Source organism: Parabacteroides sp. TM07-1AC, assembly GCF_003480915.1.
In the GTDB taxonomy this organism is placed as follows: Bacteria; Bacteroidota; Bacteroidia; order Bacteroidales; family Tannerellaceae; genus Parabacteroides; species Parabacteroides chongii.
The window spans coordinates 1-2,802 of the sequence record NZ_QUKD01000025.1 but is presented as its reverse complement, the minus strand read 5'-3'; the positions used below and the strand labels follow the sequence as shown (position 1 = coordinate 2,802).

2 protein-coding genes are annotated in these 2,802 nt (G+C 41.9%); both read left to right on the top strand.

The genetic code is table 11. From position 1 onward, the window contains the following. The first annotated feature begins 318 nt into the window (after nt 1–318). Nucleotides 319–909 (top strand): hypothetical protein, encoded by a 591-nt coding sequence (locus DXD68_RS23945; RefSeq protein WP_008670455.1) that lies wholly within the window; start codon nt 319–321, stop codon nt 907–909. A gap of 608 nt (nt 910–1,517) precedes the next feature. Then, on the top strand, nt 1,518–2,621 hold the full coding sequence (locus tag DXD68_RS23930) for a plasmid recombination protein (protein ID WP_007572070.1): 1,104 nt from the start codon (nt 1,518–1,520) through the stop codon (nt 2,619–2,621). The last annotated feature ends 181 nt before the right edge of the window (nt 2,622–2,802 follow it).

The window sequence follows — 2,802 nt, the reverse complement described above, 5'->3', positions numbered from 1 at the left end:
GTGGTCCCGCCCCTTGCCGCTGGGCGCTCCCCGACCGATGATTTTTTAAGTAGTTGATTATATGCCGTTTTTAGGGTATAATAAGAACTTAAGAAATAGAATAAGTTAAGTAGTTGATACTCAATATAGGGTATTTTCCATATTGGAAAATCTGATTTTCCATATTAGAAAGTCACTCTTTCCTATTAGATGTTAAAAAGGAAAATATATTTTGCTTTTTTATTGTATTAATGGAAATTTAAATATTCCTTTGTGGAAAATCAAATTATACTTTTTCACCGATATATAGAAAGTCAAATTTGCCTAAATAGAATGTTTATGGAAAATAAGAAAGTACTCAAATTAACCGATTTTCAAAAAAACGAAGAAAACCCCTTTATGAAACAAGCAATTGAAGGGATTGAAAATCACGTTGTTAAGAAATACAAAAGTAGTACGGGAAGTGATAAAAAAGCTGTAGTTGCTGTTGCTGATACAGATACAGGAGAAGTATTCAAAACCTCGTTTATCCGACAAATAGAAGTAGATGAAGAGCAATTTGCAAAACTATACCTTGCGAATTTTGCCGCTTTTTTCAATCTATCACAATCAGCTATTCGGGTTTTCGGGTATATTCTAACTTGCATGAAGCCTAAGAATGATATGATAATTTTCGATAGGCGAAAATGCTTAGAATACACCCAATACAAATCAGACAAAGCCATATACAAAGGATTGGCAGAGCTCGTACAAAGTGAAATCATAGCAAGAGGTCCAAACGAATATAATTGGTTCATTAATCCGTTGATTGTCTTTAATGGGGATAGGGTTTCATTTACAAAAACATACGTTCGGAAAAAGACTTTAGCTGCCCAAAAGAAAGAAGAAGCAGAGAAACGACAGTTATCACTTGGTTTTGATGAACTGTAACACTCCATTGAGTGAAGCTGCCGTTTGGTCGCTCCCCCTTTGGGGGCGGGGGGGGGATAGATAAAGTTCCTCTATGTAAAGTTATAATGGGGGATGAAAGGCAAGGTTCGCTAACCTTACCCCGATTGTTTATGCTTCCCAGCATTCAATCTATCCCCGTTTATGGGTTTCTCTTTCACCCTACAAAGATAACCTCATGGGGGAAAAATGTCCAAGAATATGGGGTAAAAACTATCAAGTCGGTAGAAAATAAGTATCTTTGAAGTACATTTTTAGTAGAGGTACTGGTATGCCTAGACGAAGCAGATAGGCAAAAATAAAGCCGCTGGGGATGTCGGATGTCCGTCAATTAACTCCAGCGGCTTGTATTTTGGTAACTCTCCCGTATCGGTCAGCTACCGTTTGGTCAGCAACAAAGGTAGTACTTTATTGTCGCAAATCCAAATGTTTTCCCCTTTATTTGTGCATTTACAAAACATTCACTAACTTCGCACCTATGCAGTATGGTGATAGCACACTAGCACCCTAAAGGGTACGTGTGTAAGGGGACAAGCCCCCTTAACCCCCTGTCAGCCGGCTGTTATCGATTGTCACAAAAATGTTAACTTATGGGAGCAACAAGTATTCATGTACAAGCAGTGAAGCCGGGGAGCGAGATTCACAACTTTAGGGAAAAAGAGTTGGACTATGTTCGTCCGGAACTTAGTCATTTGAATGAAAGCTGGGTTGGAGATAGCATCTCCCATCGGCTGGAGAGTGCGAAACAGAGATATTTCGATACGGTTGGGCAGAAGATGCAGACTAAAGCAGCACCCATACGGGAGGGGGTAATAGTAATCAAGCAAGAAACCACCATGCAGGAACTCCAGCAATTCGCTGCGGTCTGCAAGGAACGTTTCGGTATTGAAGCGTTTCAAATCCATATACACAAGGACGAAGGATACATGAACGCAAAGCAATGGACACCTAACCTTCACGCCCATGTAGTTTTCGATTGGACGCAGCCGAACGGGAAGAGTGTGCGTTTATCGCGTGATGACATGGCAGAACTCCAAACCATAGCATCTGAAGCACTGGGCATGGAACGTGGTGTTTCTTCTGATCGCAAACACTTATCGGCTATGCAGTACAAGACCGAATGTGCGAAAGAACAGCTTCAGGAACTATCCAACGATATATCCAGTGCGTTAGACAAGCACAAGGACGTGCAAAACCAGCTTCTTCAGCTTCAGAAAGAACTACGTTCCATTGAAACAAAGAAAAACGTCCAAAAACTCATTTCTAAGGCTTCAGAGAAGTTTTACGGCTTGATAGGGAAAACGGTTAACGATAGGGAAAAAGATGCCTTAAAAGCCAAAATAAAGGCTTTAGAGGGGGAAAATGAACAGCTATCCGATAGACTGGGAAAGGCTATACTTGAAAAAGAGCGAAACGGCACAAAGGTATTCAAAGCCGAGAACGACAAGGAGTATTATAGACAGCAAATGGACAATGCAAGGACAACCAGTAACCGACTAAGAACGGAGAACCAAGAACTAAAGACCGAAACCAAGGAATTGAAAAAAGAACTTGGTAAGATGAAAGACTTGTTCAATTCCGAACAACTGGAGGCTTTAAGGCATCATTTCCCAAACATATCAAAAGCTATGGAAGAGGGGAAAGACCTACTCAAGCAAATCACCAGAAGCAGAGGTTTCGGCATGGGTATGTAACCCCCCCCCCGCCCCCAAAGGGGGAGCGACCAAACGGCAGCTTCACTCAATGGAGTGTTACGCCGTTCGGGTTCGGAAGAAATTTTGCAGGGTTCGAAAAACGGTTGTGTGCTTATTCGAAAAAAAGTTTATGGTGTGGGCGCTCGTCGGGACGGGTGGTCCCGCCCCTTGCCGCTGGGCG